Annotated in this window: 17 protein-coding genes; 6 read left to right on the top strand and 11 right to left on the bottom strand. The window is 37.0% G+C overall.

Annotated elements, in window-relative coordinates; translation table 11 throughout:
* Positions 1 to 5: 5 nt before the first annotated feature.
* The 4 genes from GLP24_RS18280 to GLP24_RS18295 form a co-directional block, all read right to left on the bottom strand.
* The gene (locus GLP24_RS18280) at positions 6 to 956 is read right to left on the bottom strand and encodes a DMT family transporter (RefSeq protein ID WP_232575395.1); all 951 of its coding nucleotides are present in this window, start codon (positions 954 to 956) and stop codon (positions 6 to 8) included.
* The gene (locus tag GLP24_RS18285; protein ID WP_167388587.1) at positions 953 to 1,105 is read right to left on the bottom strand and encodes a hypothetical protein; all 153 of its coding nucleotides are present in this window, start codon (positions 1,103 to 1,105) and stop codon (positions 953 to 955) included. Before GLP24_RS18285 ends, GLP24_RS18280 begins: the two co-directional genes overlap by 4 nt.
* A 264-nt stretch (positions 1,106 to 1,369) precedes the next feature.
* Positions 1,370 to 3,865: a phosphoenolpyruvate--protein phosphotransferase gene (gene ptsP, locus GLP24_RS18290; protein ID WP_232616384.1), complete on the bottom strand. Its 2,496-nt coding sequence runs from the start codon at positions 3,863 to 3,865 to the stop codon at positions 1,370 to 1,372.
* Between the two features lie 28 nt (positions 3,866 to 3,893).
* On the bottom strand, positions 3,894 to 4,211 hold the full coding sequence (locus tag GLP24_RS18295) for a PTS fructose transporter subunit IIB (RefSeq protein WP_101770235.1): 318 nt from the start codon (positions 4,209 to 4,211) through the stop codon (positions 3,894 to 3,896).
* 657 nt (positions 4,212 to 4,868) lie between these two features.
* On the opposite strand from GLP24_RS18295, the gene GLP24_RS18300 reads away from it, so the two are divergent.
* The 3 genes from GLP24_RS18300 to GLP24_RS18310 all read left to right on the top strand — a co-directional run bounded on the left by GLP24_RS18300 (position 4,869) and on the right by GLP24_RS18310 (position 10,330).
* The gene (locus GLP24_RS18300) at positions 4,869 to 7,544 is read left to right on the top strand and encodes a molybdopterin-dependent oxidoreductase (protein WP_232613345.1); all 2,676 of its coding nucleotides are present in this window, start codon (positions 4,869 to 4,871) and stop codon (positions 7,542 to 7,544) included.
* 671 nt (positions 7,545 to 8,215) lie between these two features.
* A complete protein-coding gene (locus tag GLP24_RS18305) occupies positions 8,216 to 9,145 on the top strand; it encodes a porin (RefSeq protein ID WP_232601764.1) in 930 nt (309 codons plus the stop codon).
* A gap of 18 nt (positions 9,146 to 9,163) precedes the next feature.
* Positions 9,164 to 10,330, top strand: coding sequence for an ABC transporter substrate-binding protein (locus GLP24_RS18310; protein WP_232616385.1), 1,167 nt, complete (start codon positions 9,164 to 9,166; stop codon positions 10,328 to 10,330).
* A 196-nt stretch (positions 10,331 to 10,526) separates the two neighbouring features.
* Here the strand turns inward: GLP24_RS18310 and GLP24_RS18315 are convergent, their stop codons facing one another.
* From GLP24_RS18315 to GLP24_RS18325, 3 genes are all read right to left on the bottom strand, one after another.
* Entirely contained in the window at positions 10,527 to 11,678 is a 1,152-nt protein-coding gene (locus tag GLP24_RS18315; RefSeq protein WP_152653167.1) for an iron-containing alcohol dehydrogenase, read from the bottom strand.
* A gap of 256 nt (positions 11,679 to 11,934) precedes the next feature.
* The gene (locus tag GLP24_RS18320) at positions 11,935 to 12,177 is read right to left on the bottom strand and encodes a hypothetical protein (protein WP_152653168.1); all 243 of its coding nucleotides are present in this window, start codon (positions 12,175 to 12,177) and stop codon (positions 11,935 to 11,937) included.
* A gap of 712 nt (positions 12,178 to 12,889) precedes the next feature.
* Positions 12,890 to 13,726, bottom strand: a complete 837-nt coding sequence (locus tag GLP24_RS18325; RefSeq protein ID WP_232616386.1) for a DUF2971 domain-containing protein — start codon at positions 13,724 to 13,726, stop codon at positions 12,890 to 12,892.
* Positions 13,727 to 13,908: 182 nt separating this feature from the next.
* Between GLP24_RS18325 and GLP24_RS18330 the strand changes: the two genes are divergently transcribed.
* Positions 13,909 to 15,264 carry a KAP family NTPase gene (locus GLP24_RS18330; RefSeq protein WP_232616387.1) on the top strand — a complete coding sequence of 452 codons (1,356 nt, stop codon included), beginning with the start codon at positions 13,909 to 13,911 and terminating at the stop codon, positions 15,262 to 15,264.
* Positions 15,265 to 15,525: 261 nt separating this feature from the next.
* On the opposite strand, the gene GLP24_RS18335 is transcribed toward GLP24_RS18330, so the two are convergent.
* Complete coding sequence (locus GLP24_RS18335; RefSeq protein WP_167388588.1) at positions 15,526 to 16,560, bottom strand: HoxN/HupN/NixA family nickel/cobalt transporter; 1,035 nt, start codon at positions 16,558 to 16,560, stop codon at positions 15,526 to 15,528.
* A gap of 261 nt (positions 16,561 to 16,821) precedes the next feature.
* On the opposite strand from GLP24_RS18335, the gene tpx reads away from it, so the two are divergent.
* Positions 16,822 to 17,319: a thiol peroxidase gene (gene tpx, locus GLP24_RS18340; RefSeq protein WP_232616388.1), complete on the top strand. Its 498-nt coding sequence runs from the start codon at positions 16,822 to 16,824 to the stop codon at positions 17,317 to 17,319.
* Between the two features lie 56 nt (positions 17,320 to 17,375).
* On the opposite strand, the gene dpaL is transcribed toward tpx, so the two are convergent.
* From dpaL to GLP24_RS18355, 3 genes are all read right to left on the bottom strand, one after another.
* Positions 17,376 to 18,548 (bottom strand): diaminopropionate ammonia-lyase, encoded by a 1,173-nt coding sequence (gene dpaL / locus GLP24_RS18345; protein ID WP_232616389.1) that lies wholly within the window; start codon positions 18,546 to 18,548, stop codon positions 17,376 to 17,378.
* 70 nt (positions 18,549 to 18,618) lie between these two features.
* Positions 18,619 to 19,005, bottom strand: coding sequence for a RidA family protein (locus GLP24_RS18350; protein WP_152653173.1), 387 nt, complete (start codon positions 19,003 to 19,005; stop codon positions 18,619 to 18,621).
* A gap of 13 nt (positions 19,006 to 19,018) precedes the next feature.
* Complete coding sequence (locus GLP24_RS18355) at positions 19,019 to 19,696, bottom strand: helix-turn-helix transcriptional regulator (protein WP_152653174.1); 678 nt, start codon at positions 19,694 to 19,696, stop codon at positions 19,019 to 19,021.
* 332 nt (positions 19,697 to 20,028) lie between these two features.
* Between GLP24_RS18355 and GLP24_RS18360 the strand changes: the two genes are divergently transcribed.
* A partial coding sequence (locus tag GLP24_RS18360; RefSeq protein ID WP_232616390.1) for an aminopeptidase P family N-terminal domain-containing protein occupies positions 20,029 to 20,384 on the top strand: 356 nt, incomplete at its 3' end.

A 20,384-nucleotide genomic window follows, 5' to 3' on the forward strand; every position in this document is an offset into this window, starting at 1 on the left:
TCACCTTATGATAGTGGTAATGGTTTGTGAGATTGCGGATTATGAGACAATGCCCGTTTCTTGATGATATTAATCACGATCTCTCCCATACCACCCCCAATAACCAATACGCCACCAATGGCTTGTAAAACTGTTAATGATTCACTAAAGACAAGAATCCCCAGCCCTGCACCGACAACAGTCTCTAAATAAGAAATACACGCCAGTTCAGCGGCTTTTAAATGTTTAGCGGCAATGGTTAATAATGACAATGCGCCAAAACCAATAAAGAACCCCATTGAAATTAGCCATAACCATGAGGTGCCATCCATTGTTGCGAGTGATGGAGGATTAATAACAAAGCAGATCGCAATCGCAATCGCACCAAATGAAAAGTTAAATAATGAACGAGAGTCTGAACCAATATCGGTACGGTAACGACTAAAGAATAAATACAAGCCATAACCAATACCTGATATTAATCCTAGAATATCACCGACCATATTTTCTTTAGAAAACGACAACGATAAAGTTAACCCAGTTTGAGGGGTATAACTAATAATGCCGATAATAAATAAACAGCCAATAAATACGGCGGTTAACATCGATGCTGTAAGGGCTGAAATTTTCTCTTTTAAGAAAATAGCCGCTAAAATAGTAGAGAAAACAGGGCCGGTATAAATTAAAAATACTGCATTGGCTAAGGTTGTATATTGGGTCGCGGAGACATAAGCGGCTAAACATAATCCTAAGCACACGCCACTGGTGATTACTGCGGGGGTGAGTTTGATGCTTTTTAGTTGTTGCGCTTTACCTTGGTAGATCATAATAGCAAAAATACAGACTGCACCAACGATCATACGAGTAAATGCAATAACATCCCCACTGGTATTAATATTTCGAGAAAATAAGCCAACACAGCCCATCAGTGTGGCAGAAACAATCATCGTGGTATATCCAAGCGTTTTAGGGTTCATTTTCTACTCCTTGAATGGGTACTATTTGATGGGTTAACCAATGATCCACCATCGGAAGACTGTTGATAAATAAAAACACCAGTGACAGTGATCCAGAGGATGATATTGGCAATAATAAAAGCATCAATTGTCCAATAACCTGTTGGCATTACTCTTTCCTTATGTTTAAGAAGCGGGAGTAATTAAATGAAATGCTAACTATTTATTAATGATAATAATTGATGATTTTTAGTTAATGGACTAGCTAAAAGCTGCTATAAAATAACCAATAAACGCTTTCTATTTTTAAATGAGATCTGGGTCATTTTTAGACGTTAAGCCGGAAAGGGGAGGGGAATTGATAATTTGGTCGTGTTTTAAAATGACAAAGCCCCTCAAGAGAGGAGCTTTATATTGATAATCTGAAGTCGGAATTATAAACCAATTTGTTCGGAAATAATGGCAATGATAGCCTCTGGCGATTCAGCTTGGCGTAAGCTATCGCGGAAACTCTCATGGATAAGTTTACGGGCTAGGCCTGCAAAGATACGCATGTGTTGATCGCCTTGGTCTTTATTTAGGGTTAGCATGATAACGAAATCAACCTCACCAGAATCTGACATCCAATCAATCGGTTTATCGAGATGCGCAATACTGATACTAGAATGACGAATATGCTCAGACTTAGTATGTGGAATTGCAAATCCATGCCCTAAACCGGTAGAGAATACCGCTTCACGTGCCCAAACATCTTCTTCAAGTTTATACACATCATCAGTACGGCCTTGAATACCTAAGTTGCCGACCAATGCTTGGATCACTTCTTCTTTGTTAGCAAAATCGGCGGCTTTAAATACACATTGCTGAACCAAGATGGGTTTAACTTGTGCTTGAGCATGACGTTGTTCAAGTAGTGCTTCAACCTCTTCAATGGTGGCGCACTCACATGCTTCTGCAAATAACGTTTGGCTATCTGCAAAGTTAATCTCAGTTAGCTGTGCTTTGGTGGCAGCAATTTTTGGTGCACTCATGCTGATTTCATTTAAACCAGCACCAACTAATAATGGTAATACTTTACTGTCTGCGCCAAGTTCACCACATAAGCCTACCCATTTACCGTGAGCATGCGCGGTAGTAACCACTTGCTTTAATAAGCGAAGGAACGCAGGAGCTAAGCTGTTATACAGTTTTGATACGCTGGCATTATCACGATCAACCGCTAATAAATACTGGGTCATATCGTTTGAGCCAATACTGAAGAAATCGACTTCTTTACAGAACAAATCAACAATAAATGCCACTGATGGGATTTCAACCATGATGCCCAATTGCAGATCAGCATCAAAAGCAATGTTTTGCTCAGTCAGTTGCTGTTTAACAATTTCTAGTTGTTGCTTAACCCAACGGATTTCTTCAATGCTTTGAATCATTGGGATCATGATTTTGGCTTTGCCATGTACCGAGGCACGTAAAATCGCGGTTAGTTGGGTATGGAACAGTGCTAAGAATTGCGGATAAATACGGACTGCGCGGTAACCTAGGAACGGGTTATTTTCATGGGGTAGGGCAAGGTAATCAATCGGCTTATCACCACCAATATCCATGGTACGAATGATCACCGGTTTACCATTGGCTGCTGTGAGTACTTCACAGTAATGATTAAACTGCTCTTCTTCATCGGGTGCTTGTTGACGATCCATAAACAGCATTTCAGTACGGAACAAACCAATACCTTCAGCCCCTTGTGCAAATGCGTTATCTGCTTCAACTGAACAAGCAATATTGGCAGCCACTTCGATAGTGTGACCATCTTTGGTGGTTGCTTGCTGGTGAGCATATAAACTTTGTTGTTGTTTAAGAGTGTTAGCTAATGTGATAGCACGGTTGAAGTAGCCACTTACTTCGATGCTAGGCTTGATAGCCAGTACGCCTAATTGAGCATCAAGGTAAACATGATGATCTAAGGCCGCTGCACACTCTTTGATTTCAATACCTGAGAGGGTGGGAATATTAAATGCGCGTGCCAAAATTACCGTATGTGAAGTGCTACCTGCATGAGTTAATACTAAACCTTGCAATAACGCTTTATCCAGCCCTAAAAACTGACTTGGGGTTAAATCGTTTGCGATAATAATACTTGGCTGTTGTAGCGAAAATGCGGTTTGAGTATCTAATACAGTAGGGTAAGCCGCCGTTAATAACTGGATTGATACATCTTTGATATCCAGTACGCGTTCACGTAAGTAACTGCTTGCTGACTGTTCAAGTTGATGACACAGTTTTTCCATCACCGCCAAAATAGCATTAGCCGTTGAATGGGTGGTTAGCAGGGTTGTGACACCATCAATAAAACTTGAATCGTTAATGATCGCTAAATGCGCACTGGTAATTTCTTGTTCGTGGTGTGAGCCGTTTGCAATGGTGTAATCTAAGTTAGTACTTACTTGCGCTCGTGCTTGTTCAAACCGTTGCGCTTCATTGTCATCGTGGGCTGCTGTTGCAAACTGCTGTGGATCAATTTGGCTCATTGCGGTTAATACACCGTGACCAATACCCGCAGCAAGACGCTTACCGGTGATTAAATGTGGTTGATGACGTAATAATGATTGCGGTAACACGATCTCGCTATCATTTGATAACGTTTCTAATGCTTCATCACAATGTGGAAATTGTTGTTCAATGTAAGTTTGAAGTGCCTGACAGGCTTGTTCACTGTCTGCGCCTTCAAAGTTTAATGTGCAGTTATCATTGAATAGCGTATCTGTACCCACTAATGCCAAAACACTTTTCGCATCACCTGAATTATTAGTGCGGTGATTGGTTAAGCTAATTTGACACTCAAACTGACGGCACTGTTGTTCTAAATGGTTGGCTGGACGCGCATGAATGCCATTAGGTAATACACATTGAAACTGAAATTGGTGAGCCATAAATAATACGCCTTAAATTTATTTAATGTTATTGGTGAGCTAACAACAGTTGCTGACATTGAGAAAAAACACGTCGTGGACGCTGTAATGCATCTTGAATAGAAACTTCTAGACAGCGATGTTTTGTAAAACGGTCACTTTGCTCGATATTAATATCGGCCGCGAGGATAACAATATCAGCACGCTCAACATCCTGGTCGGTGAGGCGATTTTCTACTCCCATAGCTCCTTGGGTTTCGACTTTTATTGTTATACCGAGTTTTTTCGCTGTCTCAGTGAGCTTGTCGGCTGCCATATAGGTGTGTGCAATTCCGGTTGGACATGCGGTGATCGCGACAACTCTCATGTGTCTCTCCTGTTGTTAAATAATCTAGTGCTAGGGCAATGACATAAATATAAGCAGTTAATAGCGTGCAAGATAGAAGAGAAACGACGCTTTTATAGGACATTTGTAACCGTAATAACCAACCGTGATAGGGATCTCATTGCTTTATAGGCTCGTATTAATATGAATAACTAGCATTTTTGTGCGCGGGTTATGGATGGTCACTTTATATAGCAAAGCGTTTAACCGTACGTATCTTACTCATGATGAGATTATGTATGGGGGCAAGATAGTGATTCAGCAATGTAAGTAAGCATAAGAATTAGTTATATCTATTGCTTTAAAAATCCTACGGTAAATATCGTAGGATTTTTTTATTTCTGCTATTTATATTCAAATCATAATCAACATCAAATATTGGATTGATTATAAAGTCATTTATAAAATCACTGTTTGATGTTTTATTATTTATTTTAAATTCAAATAAGGCGTAATATTACTAAGAATTATAATATAAATAAAAAAAACAAAGCTATTTAAAATATTTGACAGATTATGCATTTTTAATAAATATTATTGACGAAAAGTAAATAGTTGTCACTAATAAGTATTGAGTTCAATGCGTTTGATATCATTATTTTCAAGTCGCTTAGATTATAAATGGCAATTGGAGATATTATGCCTATTTCTCGTCGTGACTTTCTTAAATCTGCTATCGCAACGGCTATTGCAGCAAATGGTTTAACACTATTCCCCGCTAATTTTGCATTTGCTGATGATACTCTTCTAATTCCTAGTGCAAGCCACTGGGGTGCTTTTTACGGTGTAGTAAAAGACGGTAAATTAGTGGGTATTCAACCTCGTAAAGAAATTGATCCACTGCCAACTGAAATGTTATTAGAAGGCTTATTAAGCCGAACTTATAATAAAACACGTATCCAATACCCAATGGTACGTAAATCATATTTAGAAAATTTAGGTGGTGACACTAAACCTGAATTACGCGGTAAAGAACCGTTTGTTAGAGTAAGTTGGGACACTGCCTTGCAATTAACAGCAAGCGCAATCTTACATACTATTGAAAACAAAGGTAACCAAGGTATCTTTGACTCATCTTATGATGGTTGGTCAAATACGGGTTTGTTACGCCCACCTGTTGTTCAAGGTCGTTTCTTTAACCTTATTGGTGGTTGTAGTACAACCATTGGTGACTATTCAGCAGGTGCTTCAACAGTTATTCTGCCGCATATTGTCGGTGATATGGAAGTGTATTCACCACAAACAGCTTGGCCTGTTATTGAAAAGAATACTGAAGTGTTTGTTTTAGTGGGTAGTGACCCTTGGAAAACCAACCGAGTTGAATTCCGTGTTGCTGATCATCAAATGCAAAGCCATTGGCTGAAGTGGAAACAAAAAGGGATTAAGTTTATTTCAATTAACCCTAAACGTACCACAACTGATCGTAATTTAGACAGTGAATGGGTATCAATTATTCCAGGTACTGATACTGCACTGTTTAATGCGATGGCTTTCCATTTACAAGATCAAAAATTAGCTGATCTTGAATATTTGAAAAAATATACCGTTGGTTATGAGCAGTACCTTGATTATTTATTAGGTAAACAAGATGGTGTTGCTAAAACACCGGAATGGGCAGCTAAAATTACCGGTATTCCAGCCGATGAAATCAAAAAACTAGCCGTATTATTTAAATCTAAAAAAACCCAAATTGCCGCTGGTTGGGCAGTTCAACGTGCTGACCATGGTGAGATGATTCACTGGGCTATCATTAACTTTGCCGCAATGGCGGGTAAAATTGGTAAGCCGGGCGAAGGTTTTGGTTTTAGCTGGCACTATGGTAACGGCGGTATGCCACAATCAGGAGCATCATTACCTGTAACATTAGGCCAAGGCTTTAACCCTGTCTCTGCGGGTTGTCCGGTTGTTCTTCAATCTGAAATGTTACGTAATCCTGGTAAGTCATTTACTTACAATGGTCAAACGTTGAAATTCCCTGATATATCAATGGTATATAACTCAGGTAATAACTTATTCTCACACCAACAAAACCTTAATGCTTTAATTAAAGCCATGAATGACAAAGTTGAGACTTATGTTTGTCAAGATACATGGTGGTGTGCGTCAGCTCGATTTGCAGATATTGTTTTACCAGCGACCAGTGCATTAGAACGGGTTGATATTACTTCTGGCGGCACATATAGCAATAATAAAGTTTATGCTATGCAGCAAGTGATTGAACCTTATGGTGAAAGCTTAGATGACTATGAGATTTTCCGTCGTTTAGCGAAGATTTTCCACGTAGAAGAAAAATACACTACGGGTAAAGATATGATGACCTTGCTGAAAACAGCTTATGAGTCATCAACTGCCGCTAAAGTTAAACCGTTTGATGAATTCTGGAAAGATGGCGTTACTGTTATGCCAACCCCAGAAAAAGCGGATTACTGGCAACGTCATGGTGCATTCTATGATGATCCAGAAAAGCACCCACTACATACACCATCAGGCAAAATTGAACTATACAGTGAATCAATTGCTAAGATGAAACTGGACGATTGTCCTCCTGTACCGACTTACTTGCCGCCATTTGAATTTTTGGGTAACGCTAAAGAAGGTCAACTGCATATTTTAAGTCCACACCCTTGGATGCGTTTGCACTCACAAATGGCAAACTCAGATACCAATAGCTATGAGTGTGTTGATGGACGTCAATATTTATTGATTAACGACCAAGATGCGCATGCTCAAGGTATTGCGAATGGGGATCTTGTTGAGTTACACAATGAACGTGGTGCGTTATTGTGTGGTGCTAAATTATCCAATGAAGTACGTCGTGGCGTAGCATGTCTACATGAAGGCGCATGGTTACAACTTGATAAGTTGGGTCGTTGTAATAGTGGTCAGATTAATATTATTACATCAGATCAATCGTGTGGCGGACTTAGCCAAGGTACCAGTGCTAATACTTGTTTAGCATACTATAAAAAATGTACCGATCCATGTTCACCGAATAAAGCCTATGAACCACCAATGATTGAACAACCAACAGGGCCAAATGATGGTTCTATTTTGCCAATGGTTGATCTTAATATCGATGGCCGTATCGCATTACTTCATAAAGCAAATTCAGGTAAAAAAGCACCGAAGGTCAGTCGTGGTCAAGAAATCTTCTATGCAACCTGTACTATGTGTCATGCCGCACCAAATCCATCAGCGCATACTCGCGCCCAATGGGCTGGGATCACCGAAAGTATGTTCCCTCGTGCAGGTTTGAATGCAGCAGATCGTAAACTTGTTTTAGAATTTTTAGATAAACATGCCGCGAAAGCGTAATTAATTTAGATTAGATCTTGATTTTATGTGATTAAAATCCGAGCAACTCGTTAGAGTGTTCGGATTTTTTTTATTTAAAATCCCCCGATTATGAGGCCAATACCACAAAATAAAACAACCGTTATTGTTAAGCACAATTATTAATAATAAATTTATTTGGCTACGAAAATCTTATGCCTCGTTAAGTTAATCCTGAACAATTAGCTTATGAGGCAGTCCTCTTCTTTAGTTCTATTTCCTGTCTATCTACTCAAAATAACAACAATTATTAATGCCTACCTTGATGGCTATTTGTCATTTTTTTTGCGTCAATTAAGACTCAAAGTATCAGGTATATCTTGTTGAATTGAATAATTTTAATCTGTGGTATTGTTAAAAATACTGCGACATTATGACACCTGTTTTTTAGCATGATCGTTATAAAATATTTGCTGGTGGACGATATGATTTTCGCTCATATAGATAACCATATTTATATACGCTAGCTGTTGAATTTGAATTTTTGTGTTTTTAAGATCGTCTTGTTTTAGCCATTACTAACAATGGATGGTTATGTTTTCAAGGCATAAAAAGTGTAACAAAATTTGACAACTATAATTAAATGATTATTATTCTCATTCTCTTTTACCGAAAGGTAGCATCAAATGATGGTTGATTGACTGAGGTGATTTTTGATTAATAAAAATAAACTTGCTCTGGGGTTGTTATATCTGGCAACAGCAAGTGGAACAGTAAATGCTGCAACTATTTATAAAACCGATGATTCAAAACTAAATATTGGCGGTCGAATCGAAGCGCGAGCTGAAAATGTTGATCATGATGTTAACGATTTAAGTCGAGTTAGAGTTAAGATTTCTGGTGAAACTAAATTGACAGATACCATTAGCGGTATTGGTGTTTTTGAACAGGAATTTAAAGAGGAATCACAAAAAACACGTCATCTATACGTCGGTATTAAAGCGGCTTTAGATAACGGTTATGCAACCCTTGTTTATGGTAAGACAGACGGTGCGATGAGCGTTGTTACTGATATTACCGATATTCAAGCGGTTTATGGTGCGGTTGCAGCTGACAAATTTAAAGTCGGTAAGCGTATCGCTAACAGTCTTGCCACTACTTATACCAACGACTTCGGAACCACTTTAAGCGCAAATTATGCCGGAGCAGAAGGTAAAGAAAAAGGCGATTTTGATGGCGGTTTTTCTGTCGCGGGCTCTCAAAAAATCGGCGATACGGGTTTTATTTCGGCCATTGGTTTCGCTAAACAAGCTAAGGTTCAGCAGCAATCAAAACAACAATTTGATATTGGTTTAGGTTACCAATTAAATAAACTATATCTTGGTACTTTGTATACCAAACAGAAAGTTAAGGGTAAAACGGGCAACGGCTATGATGTTGTTGCAGCGTATAAATTCAGTTCAATATATACCGCGACTATCGGATTTGGTGAATTGAATTTTGATAATGCGGATGACACTCGTGCTGCCAATGTTGATATTACCGCAAGGTGGAATAGCCAGTTTAGAACCTATGCTGCCATTAATGTCGACACCATAAAGAACGACGTGCAAGAAATGATCGGTATTCGCTACGACTTCTAATTCTCAAAAGGTTTTATTATGAAAACTCGCTTAAAGACGTTAACTCTTGCCCTTGGCGCTATTGTTTCTTGCTCTGCCTTTGCTGCTGATTATCCAATGACAGTGACCGATATTACAGGCCGTTCCATCACATTAGATCATCAACCCGAGTATATTGCATTAGGCACTGCCCGAAATTTTCCTTTATTAGAAATTGTTTATGGTAAAGATGCAGGTAAGCATTTAGTCGCGATGCGTGACGATATGAAAAATTCAGCCCCTAGCATGTATGATATTTATGTTAAACGTTATCCATCGTTAGCGAAGGCACATAACATTGGTAAAATCAGTAAAGGACAGTTTGATGCTGAAGCCTTTATTAATATGAAGCCTAAACCTGATGTGCTGATTATTGGTTTAGACAGTGCTAAAAAAGCCCAGTCAACGGGATTGATTAACAAGCTAGATGCGGCGGGTATTCAGGTGATCACTGCTGATTTCCGTGACAAAACCATTGCGAATACTTTAAATTCAGTTACCACTGTTGCGACGGCATTAGGTCAACAGCAACGGGGTCAAGCCTTCTCTGATTATTACCTTAAACATTTGAACCATATTAAGGAAGTGATTGCACAACATCCTGATATTAAATCAAAAAATGTTTTTCTTGAAACTGCTGCTGGTTATACCTTTGAATCTTGTTGTGATACCTATTCTGGTGGCAACATGAGTGATTTTATTACTCTGTTAAAAGCTGAAAATATTGCAACAAAGCCGCTAAAAGGGGCACATAAAGGGGTGATGTCTCCCGAAACGATCATTACTGCCAACACGGATGTTTATATCATGCAATCAGCAGGGTGGATCGATAAGAAAACGGGCAAAGCGACTCATGGGATCCCTTTGGGCTATGCAATGAATAACCAAGCAATTGCGGATCAAACTAAACTGTTGATGTCTCGTGATTGGTTAAAAGCAACCAAAGCATTCCAAACTAAGGATGTTTACGCTGTTTATAAACCGTTTTATAACTCTCCTTATAACCTTGTGGCACTTGAGTATTTCGCTAAATGGATCCACCCTGAATTATTTAACGATCTCAATCCTGAGCGTACCTTTGAGGAAATGAATAAGCAGCTTGGCGATCATGATGTGAAAGGCCTTTTTGGTATCAGTAGTTTTGAAGTAATGGCTAAGTCGTCTTAATGTAGTTAAAGAAAAATATTTAGTTGTGATATTAGATCAAAAAAAGACCACTGATAATTAAATCTGTGGTCTTTTGTTTTTCAAAGCGCGTAATAATTATTTTTTACGTAATAGAGATAAGAATTTTTCTCTTGTTAGCTTCGATATATTGAGTGCTAACCGTCTTTGTATTAATTTAACGTTATTATTTATCAAGTTACATGCGAGCTTTGAAGATTTCAACAATTTCATCAAGACTTGCAGTACGAGGGTTAGTTAAAGAACATGCATCGTTTAGGGCATTTTGCGCCATAAATGCGAGCTTATCTTCAGTCACACCTAGGTCAGCTAAACGTTGCTTAGTACCTACCTTTTCAGATAATGCATCCATCGCTTCAAGGGCTGCATCTACTGCTTGTTCTTGTGTCATTGCTGTTGTATCAATCCCCATTGCTTTGGCGATATCAACAAAACGTTCAGGTACTTGTTTGGCGTTAAAGCGAGATACTTCAGCTAACAAGATTGCGTTACACAAACCGTGTGACAGGTCATAAACACCACCTAGTTGGTGCGCCATTGAGTGCACGTAACCTAGAGAAGCATTTGAGAATGCCATACCAGCAAGGTACTCACCATACTGCATTGCATCACGAGCGGCACGATCTTGACCGTTGTTTACGACTGCTTCTAAGTTATTAACAATCAACTCAATGGCTTTGATTGCTGATGCATCCGTGATTGGTGTTGCAGCGGTTGAAACATAGGCTTCAACAGCGTGAGTTAATGCGTCCATACCTGTGGTTGCGGTTAGGAACTTAGGCATTGCGACCATTAGTTCTGAATCATTAACGGCAATAATAGGTGTGAAGTGCTTATCAACTACTGGGTATTTAGTTTGATCTTGTTGGTTAGTGATGATTGCAAATACAGTCATTTCTGATGCCGTACCCGCTGTTGTATTCACTGTTACCAATGGCAGTTGTGGTTTTTTCGATAAGTGAACACCTTTAGAGTAATCACGAATATGACCACCATTAGCCGCAACTAGCGCAATACCTTTTGCAGTATCGTGAGAAGAACCACCACCGAATGAAATCACGAAGTCTGCTTTGCTTTCAGCTAATAGGGCAAGACCATCTTCGATATTTTTCTCAGTGGGATTAGGCTGCACACCATCATAGATAACGTAATCAAGGTTATGTGCTGTTAGCTCATCTGTTAGCTTACTAACCAGACCCACTTCAATTAACACACCATCAGTAACGATAAGTGCTTTTTTCAATTCTTTTGACGCTAATTCAGCACCTAGAGATTGAATAGCATTAGGACCCATTAAGGTTACAGGTGGCATGTAAAATACATTGCTCATAGTAAAACTCCGATAATTATTGATTAATTTATAATGACTTACCGCGATAGCCATAAGTCTGAATCTGTTTGATGTTTTGTTATTAATTGGTGGTTATGTAATGTGCCATATCGAACTTATTGATTGTTATTTGTGTCGATGCGGTCATTCTACACCCCGCTCATTCAGTAACAATAGATATAAAACTAAAACACTTTTACCTATATGTAATAATTAAATCGTGGGTAAACTGTTTGTTTTGTATATTGGTTAACGATTACTTATCAGCCGCTGACAATAATTTTTCTGAAAATGTCATGTGGGTGTTCTTAGTGGTTAACACTATTCCTGAATGAGATTTATCAGCAGTACTATTAATGATGTAATGGTTCGCTGAAACTGTATTATCCATATGATTATTAAAGCTAATATTTCCAGTAAATGCACCGTCACGTGCAGAGGCAGTGTAAGACGTTGCGATAATAGCGGTAGCGATAATTGCTTTAATAACTATTTTCATGAGTTGTATAACCTTATCTTTATAATTGTTTTTCAACGCTGTCTGCGTTTCGATGGGGTTATATTAACAATTACTAAAAACAATACAATATAAGATAATTGCAAAAGATTATTACCGTATAGAGATAATAATGGTGAGGGTCGAGCTTTCTAGTGGCGAGGGATAAAAGCCGCTTTAACTATTGCGGATATATAAGTTATGAGTAATTTTCGTCGGTTGAGTGTAAATGGTCGTAGAAACAGTAATTGATGAATGTCGTAATATAGTTAACAAAATAACAATCTCGGTTTATGGCGATTATTGGCACTTAAAAGGATTCAAAACAGCACTTATGGGGTTGTTTTTCCATAAAAGGTGATCACGTAGCGGATAAGATGGATACCGTTAAATACAGCTGTTTTTAGCGCAAAGTTATACTACGAGCTGAATGATCTGTATTTGTGGTCTTAAAATCGTTTCTAGGGGCGATTTAATGGGTATTTTGGTCATGTTAGACTGATAAGCGATTTATGGCGAGATGGATTGATGAAAACTGGTAGATTTAAAATAAATCTATTTCTAGGGGGTTTACCTAAACTTAGATTTATTTTAAATCTAAGTCATAAGGTCGCTAATGGTGACCTTTGTTGTATCTGGACGTTACCGCGTATCTGTTAGTGCAAGTTAATAATGTCACGCATGTCGAAATATTCTAAATTACCCGTGCTGAACTCTAAACTTCATAAGGTCTAATTAATATTTTAAGTGTTTTTTTATCAATATAACTTTCATATAACTTTTTTCCCCATTCATTAGGAAAAATACCTTTTAATATGGTTATTAGTGTTACACGCTGACAATCTCCCATTCTTTCACCAATTATAATTTTATTAATTGAATTTGGGCTATATTTAACTTTTTGCTCTGTAGACATTAACCGTAATTCATTCTCATAGTTCCAATCAATAGTTTTTCTGAAAACAAAACGCTCTGAATTATAATTAAAATCTTTTGTAGCATGAAATTTAGAGAAATCAAAACTGATATTGTCATGATAATGTATATTAAAGAACCGTCCAAAGTTTGAATTATTTTCACGAATACTGCGTGATAAATTTTCTATTGAAAATTCAATAACATAACCCCGTAATCCATCAGAGTAATGAGACCACATAAGCTTGTTTTCTAAAGCTGTTTTATTATCACCATCTTTAACAAAAGACACATAATAATGTTTATTTGCATAATTACATTGTGTAATTATCATACGTCTAGCAGCGTCTTCAATATCCGCTTTAATATTATATCCATCAGGTTCATCAATGAAATACTTTAGAAGTACCTTTTCAGTCTTTATCATTGAATGCTTTTTTTCTTTATGTATGTTTTTCCATATTGTAATGGCTTCAGAATTTGTAAGCTTACTATAACAACTAAAGTCTATATTATTATAATCACTACCTTCAAATGGATCATTAAAATCAGATAACTTACTCGCCCATAAGTAGCTATTGGCTAGGCTATCAATGTCATGTTGTACATTACGATAATATCGATAAATCTTTTCCAAAATAAAACCTCAATAAAGTAAAAAACATCTCATGCTTAGGTATAAAAGCTCACAATAAAATTAGAATATCAACACTATTTCAAGTTTGATACATCATATTTAACTATGTGACCATTATCAGTATCGTTTTCATAGATCGTGATATTATTACGAAACAATTAATAATGATGTATCAGGTGAGAATGGCTGAAGATACTTTAATCACGTTTAAACTACGTGATGAATTCAATCGAGAAGATATTGCTCTAAAAGTTATTAAACTGCTTAGATCTGAAATCCAAGTTTCTCCTTTAGTGATCGATGGCTCATGGGGCTTAGGTAAGACGGAGTTTTGTCATAAATTAATTCATTTAATGGGTGGAGATGACACTCATCATCTTATCTACATTGATGCATTCAAAGCAGATCATGCGGATGAGCCACTACTTACAGTGTTAGCGAAAGTTTTAGAAGTTCTTTCTGATGACGCTCAGAAAAAAAGATTTACCAAAAAAGCCATGCCAGCATTGCGATACAGTCTGAAAGTTGGAGGTAAAGCCCTTGTTTCTCATCTCCTTCGTCAAGATGCCGATTCTATTATCGATGGTTTTGAAGATGAAGTTCGGAAGGTCGCCGACAAAGCTATAGATGCATCAGTAGAATCCTTGCTAAAAGATCATATTGAGGCTGAAAAAAATCTAAAGGCATTACAGGAGGCCTTAAAAACTATTGCGAAGCAGAAGCCTATAGTGCTGTTTATTGATGAACTTGACCGCTGTCGTCCTGATTTTTCTGTCTTAATGCTTGAAACAATCAAACATACATTTGATGTAGATGGCGTTCAATTTGTTTTAGTTACAAATACAAATCAACTTAAAGCTTCTATTAATCATTGTTATGGGAATAACATTGATGCTCAGCGTTATCTGGATAAGTTCCTAAAATTCACATTTACTTTACCAAATACAACTAATAAAAATAGCCATGAAATCACTATGGCATCAGTTAGTCATTACAGAAATAGTATTGCAAAAAGTGAAATAATTAAGGGGCTCGAGTTAGATCAAAATTCTTGCTGGGATCTAGTGAAACAGGTTATTACTACAAATAATCTTTCGTTACGTGAAGTAGAGACATTAGTTCGTTATTTAGAAATCTATCAGACCGTTTGTAATGGATTAGATAAGGGTACGCATTGGTTATATAAGCTAATACATCTACTAGGTGTATTGTTAGTGAGTATTAAGCCGGACCTAGCAAAGGATATATCGTTAAATCAATTAGATGCAAAACGACTAGGTGATTTTTTAGGCGTAGAAAACCTTCCTAATTATAAAGGAGGATCTGACCGCCGTCCGGTTCATTATGAAGTTTTAATTGCAATTCTAGGTACGGAATGTAGATATAATAATGATCTTTTCATACCAAATGATCCTGAAAAAATAGAGGTATGGGATGATTACATTTGCAGGTGTTTTAATGATTGGTCGCCGCCAGCGAAAGGAGAAAGACTTAAAATAGTTCAGAATACGATTAATGCTATTTACCTTTCGAACTAAATTAATTATTCAAAGTCCCCGACAACTCGTTTATGACTAATCAATAGTTAAGATCTGTCAGTACGCATAAATAGATTAACTGTTAAATACCGTCCATCGTGACGGTATTTTTGTATGCGAGGTGGATTTAAAATAAATCTAGAATATTACTTATCGCGTTGGTTTTATTTAATAAAAACAAGGTTGTTTAGATAATATAACGGTCGCAATGAGTGCGACCGTTATAGGCTAGAAAAGAGAGTTATTAACGTTAATTAAACACTAAATTGGCTGATCAAGTTTGTCGTAACTACGTAGCTTATAATTGATGATCGACAGAACCCAGCAACCAACAAATATCGCGATAACACCAATACCAACCATTCCAAAATGATCGGTCATGGTATTAATGCCATCCCAAAACGAACCGCTTAATTTCAAACTTGATGCGATAGCACTTAGTGCTTCTAAGCCACCAATGATTAACGCCACAATCACAGAAATGCCCGTAATGGTCATGTTGTAGTAAAGCTTACGCGACGGTTTTGAGAATGCCCAACCATAAGCACCGATCATAACTAGATTATCTAGAGTATCAATTAACGACATGCCGACAGTAAATAAGATCGGGAAGATCATGATCAGCCAAATATTCATTCCTTGAGAAGCATTAGTCGCTGAAAGTGCTAATAAGGTAATTTCGGTAGCGGTATCAAAGCCTAAGCCAAACAGAAAACCAATAAAATACATGTGCCAGCTTTTATTGATAAATTTAAATGAAAAATGGAATAGTTTATTTAATGGGCCGCTTAATTGAATATTTAAATCCGCATCTGTTGGACGAACACCTTTTTTATAAGCATTGAATTTTTTATAGACAGAAAGAAAAATTCTAAGGTTGATATAAGCCATAATTAATAAAAATAGAATAGAAACACTGGTGCCTATAATGCCGCCAATATCACTGATAAAAGGGATTTTTGACTTAAATGTGCCAACGGTTAATGCAATAGCTGCCGCCGCTAACATTACAATAGTTGAATGACCTAATGAGAAAAAAGTACCAATGGTGATGGGTTTTTTGCCCTGTTCCATCATTTTTCGAGTAGTGGTATCAATGGCGGCAATATGGTCAGCATCGACGGCATGGCGTAAACCTAAAGACCACGCGAGTAATGACATACCTAGCATTGTGGGGTGTTGATAGAAGGCAAGTACCGCAACAATCCACACTGCTATATTGATTAATATAAGGCTAGATACCAGCCATATTGCATTCTTTTTTGTGTTATCGCTGTTTTTAATAATAGTTATCATTCTCTTTTCTTTTGGTTTTTATGTTAATATTAGTTTCTATGCAATAAGATTAAATTGTTTATTTTCATTTGGTTATCTATTTTTGGTTCTTATTTTAATGCCACTTTTTATATGTGGTTTATATTTTATTCTTCATTATAAACATCCCTTTGGCGTATGTATTTAATTTTTAAGGGTTGTTATATTGATAAAAGTAGCACAGTATATTTTGGCACTTTAAATGTGATAAATAATTTAAAAATAATAAATAAGGTGAATGTTATGTCAGTAACTGTCGAAGGTAAAAAACTATCAGTATTAGGTCAATTTCCACTCGTTGGACAACAAGCGCCAGAGTTTACACTTTGTGGTGCAGATCTTAGTGATTTAACATTAACGTCACTTAAAGGAAAAAAAGTTGTTTTAAATATTTTTCCAAGTGTTGATACACCTGTTTGTGCGATGAGTGTGCGTGCATTTAATAAAATGGCGACTGATATTGATAATACAGTTGTGCTTTGTATTTCAGCCGATCTGCCATTTGCCGCAAGTCGTTTCTGTGCTGCTGAAGGGCTTGAAAATGTTAAAACAGCATCATTTTTCCGCGAGCCTCAGTTTACACAAGCATATGGTGTAAATATTAATGAAGGGCCATTAAAAGGTTTAGCTGCGCGTGCTGTGATTATTTTAAATGAAGATGGTCAAGTGACTTACAGTGAACGTGTTGCTGAGATCAAACATAAACCTAATTATGAAGCTGCAATGGCTGCTTTACGCTAAAAAAGAAACCCCTCTAGCTTGCAGGTTAGAGGGGTTTTATTTAATGACGCTATTGATTAGATATTATGACCTTCCCAAACAATACGTCGATAACGGGTTGGATTGGTGTCACCTTCAGTGCTAAAGATCATAACCACAGCATCTTTATTTAAGCCCATCTTTTTAGCTTCAATTTTACCTGATTCTGTTGTCATTAATTGATAAAGAATGCCCATTGATAATGCACCAGATTCACCACTAATAATGCAGTTATCACCTTGTAATGGGTTACCTAAAATACGCATACCTAAAGCAGCAATACGGTCTTCTGCTGAGATAAATGTATGACTACTGTCTCGTAAAATTGGCCATGTTATTGGGTTTGGCTCGCCACAAGCAAGACCTGCCATAATAGAAGATAGATCCCCTGTTACATTAACTATTTCCCCCTTATTTCCTGAACGGTAAATGCAATCAGCGACGGATGGTTCACTAATAATTGTTTTTATATTTTCAGAACCTAAACGATCCACTAAGTAACCTAATACGCCTCCCGCCATTGCACCAACACCTGCTTGCAGTATGACATGAGTTGGTAAGCCTTCGTTGGTATCCTCTGCTTGATCAATCGCTTCGTCTGCCATTGTCATATAACCTTGAGAAATCCAGGTGGGAATTTGTTCATAACCATCCCAAGCTGTATCTTGAACCAGCATCCAACCATTATCTTCAGCTGTTTTATTGGCTAAACGCACTGTATCGTCGTAATTAACATCTGTAACGATGCATTCAGCACCTAATCCACGGATACGTTCAACACTTGCTTGGGGGGAGCCTTTTGGCATATAGACAACCGCTTTTTGTCCCATCTCCCTTGCAGCCCAAGCAACCCCGGTACCATGGTTTCCTGCTGTTGCCGTGGTAAAGACTAATGGCTGGGTTAATTTATTAGCTACTGTTTTTAAATCAATTTCATTAATATTAATATTTAAATGATCAGCTAAAATACGACCTAATGCATAAGATCCACCCAGCACTTTAAAAGCATTTAAGCCGAAACGTTTTGATTCATCTTTTACTAAAATAGCTTTAATACCAAGAAAGGCAGCCAAATGCGGCAGTGAAATTAATGGCGTTGGTGTATAGCCTTCAATTTGTTGATGAAAAGCACGTGTTTCCTGAGCTATTTTTTGAGTAAATAAAACACTTTTATTGCCGTTATAATGTTGGTTAGCTGATACTTTTAGCATGGCGTTCACTTTATAATAAATACGTAGAAGAAAGAGGTAAATAGCAGTGTCTATTTGCCTTTATAAATGCTTACTTATTAATAAAAGCAATTGCTTCTACTTCAACAAGTGCATCTTTAGGCAAGCGAGCAGCTTCAATACATGAGCGAGCTGGTGCCATTTCTGTACCAAAAAATTCAGTATAGACCTCATTGAATGCCGCAAAATTTTCCATATCAGAGAGGAAGCATGTTGTTTTTAATACACTATCCATTGATGCGCCTGATTGTTCTAAAATAGCTTTTAAATTCGTTAGTGATTGGCGAGCTTGTGCTTTAATATCACCGTCTGCAAATGTCATTGTCGCAGGATCAAGAGGTAATTGACCTGAAGTAAATATAATATCTTGAAATATAAGTGCTTGAGAGTATGGACCAATTGCTGCTGGTGCTGAATCTGTGTGTATTTGAGTTTTCATTATTTATCTCTTTTTATGATTTAAACTCACGCAAATATTTATAAATAGCGTGTCGAGTTATACCTAATCGTTCTGAAACTATTGCTGTAGCTTCTTTTAATTCAAAGATGCCATTTTCAAACAATATTTTCGTTATCGTTTTATTCTTTGTTTTTAGATTTATAGAGGTATCGTTTTCAACATCAATAATGGCGTGTTCTAAAGCATGATTAATAACATCATTAGCGCAGGCACTGAAATTTTCATTAACTGTAATATTAGGGTGACTCATATCAGGCATGAGTGTTTTTATTATTTCAGGGAAAGGAAAAGAAAGATTCATATTAATACAAAACATACCAATAGGTTTTTCATTTTCTCCCATCAACATACATGTTGTTGATTTCAGTAAAGCGCCATCTTTACTTTGAGTAAAATAACTTTTAGGTGTTACTTCTCCCGTTTTTTCAAATGCGCTTAGCATCCTCAATCCCAAATCTGTTAACGGCGAGCCCAGTTTTCTTCCTGTGTGATGACCGTTTACAATTTTAACGACTGATTTTTCAATATTTTCAAATGAATGAATAACAACCTCGCTATGAGGTCCAATAAAATCAGCAATCGTATCGGCGAGTCGAAAATAAGAACATAAAATTTCTTTGTCTCTTTCACTGAATATTGTTACTAGTGAATTTGCTGTTTTTTTATTCATCATTGCGCACTTTGGTTAACTTAAGTTGACTTAAGTTTGATGTAAAGAAAAGTATATATCAACTCTAAAATCTAAATTCGTGAGCTATAAGAAGCTATTTTTAGACTATAAGCAATAATTAAAATCATCAAAGTTTACAAAAGTTGACTTTCGTCACCAATTTTATTCAACAATCAAACAGTAAGGTCACAAAAGTTAACTATGTTGGTTTGGTCACGTTATTTTGCGTTTAAATGCGTAAACTTATTATCAACGTCAACAATCGTTAACTTTATTACAACTTGATCGACGAGTTGTAATTAAAAAGACTGAATGTAATAGGGAATAAGGTAATGAACGATTATTTAATGCGTGGTTTTGAAGTCGCTGAGTTTGAACTACGTACAATGAAAGCTCAGCAGATTATGCGTGAGTTGAAATTAGATGCAATGTTATTAACCACTGAACCAAATGTTCGTTATTTTACGGGGTTTCACACTCAATTTTGGCATAGTCCTACGCGTCCTTGGTTCTTAATTATTCCCGCCGAAGGTAAGCCTACTGCAATTATTCCAGAGATTGGAGCTAGTGGTATGGCTAGTACTTGGATTGATAACATTATCACTTGGCCATCACCTCGTCCGGAAGATGATGGAATTAGTCTTGTTGCTAGTTTTTTAAATTCATTACCTTGCCGTTTTGGTCGTGT

This window comes from Photobacterium carnosum (assembly GCF_021236965.1).
Taxonomy (GTDB): domain Bacteria; phylum Pseudomonadota; class Gammaproteobacteria; order Enterobacterales; family Vibrionaceae; genus Photobacterium; species Photobacterium carnosum.

What these genes read in the sequence shown, in the direction of transcription:
- ptsP (WP_232616384.1), bottom strand. Translation starts at nt 3,865, where the DNA reads ATGGCTCACCAATTTCAGTTTCAATGTGTATTACCTAATGGCATTCAT.
- GLP24_RS18330 (WP_232616387.1), top strand. Translation starts at nt 13,909, where the DNA reads ATGGCTGAAGATACTTTAATCACGTTTAAACTACGTGATGAATTCAAT.
- GLP24_RS18355 (WP_152653174.1), bottom strand. Translation starts at nt 19,696, where the DNA reads ATGAATAAAAAAACAGCAAATTCACTAGTAACAATATTCAGTGAAAGA.
- GLP24_RS18285 (WP_167388587.1), bottom strand. Translation starts at nt 1,105, where the DNA reads ATGCCAACAGGTTATTGGACAATTGATGCTTTTATTATTGCCAATATC.
- GLP24_RS18280 (WP_232575395.1), bottom strand. Translation starts at nt 956, where the DNA reads ATGAACCCTAAAACGCTTGGATATACCACGATGATTGTTTCTGCCACA.
- GLP24_RS18315 (WP_152653167.1), bottom strand. Translation starts at nt 11,678, where the DNA reads ATGAGCAATGTATTTTACATGCCACCTGTAACCTTAATGGGTCCTAAT.
- GLP24_RS18310 (WP_232616385.1), top strand. Translation starts at nt 9,164, where the DNA reads ATGAAAACTCGCTTAAAGACGTTAACTCTTGCCCTTGGCGCTATTGTT.
- GLP24_RS18320 (WP_152653168.1), bottom strand. Translation starts at nt 12,177, where the DNA reads ATGAAAATAGTTATTAAAGCAATTATCGCTACCGCTATTATCGCAACG.
- GLP24_RS18300 (WP_232613345.1), top strand. Translation starts at nt 4,869, where the DNA reads ATGCCTATTTCTCGTCGTGACTTTCTTAAATCTGCTATCGCAACGGCT.
- tpx (WP_232616388.1), top strand. Translation starts at nt 16,822, where the DNA reads ATGTCAGTAACTGTCGAAGGTAAAAAACTATCAGTATTAGGTCAATTT.
- GLP24_RS18335 (WP_167388588.1), bottom strand. Translation starts at nt 16,560, where the DNA reads ATGATAACTATTATTAAAAACAGCGATAACACAAAAAAGAATGCAATA.
- GLP24_RS18350 (WP_152653173.1), bottom strand. Translation starts at nt 19,005, where the DNA reads ATGAAAACTCAAATACACACAGATTCAGCACCAGCAGCAATTGGTCCA.
- dpaL (WP_232616389.1), bottom strand. Translation starts at nt 18,548, where the DNA reads ATGCTAAAAGTATCAGCTAACCAACATTATAACGGCAATAAAAGTGTT.
- GLP24_RS18295 (WP_101770235.1), bottom strand. Translation starts at nt 4,211, where the DNA reads ATGAGAGTTGTCGCGATCACCGCATGTCCAACCGGAATTGCACACACC.